Source organism: Massilia sp. CT11-108, assembly GCF_047302915.1.
GTDB lineage: Bacteria > Pseudomonadota > Gammaproteobacteria > Burkholderiales > Burkholderiaceae_D > Telluria > Telluria orientalis.
Genome location: NZ_JBKYMO010001531.1, coordinates 1 through 269 on the forward strand (window position 1 = coordinate 1; position 269 = coordinate 269).

Annotated in this window: 1 protein-coding gene; it reads right to left on the bottom strand. The window is 68.0% G+C overall.

Annotated features, from left to right (window positions below; translation table 11 throughout):
- On the bottom strand, positions 1–269 hold a 269-nt coding region (locus tag ACEN88_RS35515; protein WP_413347096.1), incomplete at both ends, for a hypothetical protein.

Below are 269 nucleotides of genomic sequence, written 5' to 3' on the forward strand. Positions count from 1 at the left end.
AGGCCGGCCGAGATCTGGTTCGTCGTCAGCGCCTGCACCTGGCTCGTCTTGAACGCGGCGAGGTCGGCGGTTTGCAGAGCTGCAACCTGGTTCGTCGTCAGCGCGGCGGTCTGCGCGGTCGTCAGCGCGCCTGCCTGCGAGGTGGTCAGCGCGACGATCTGGTTCGTCGTCAGGCCGGCGGACACCTGGTTAGTCGTCAGCGCGGCGATCTGGTTCGTCTTCATGGCGGCCAGGTCGGCCGTCTCGATCGCGGCGACCTGGTTCGTCGT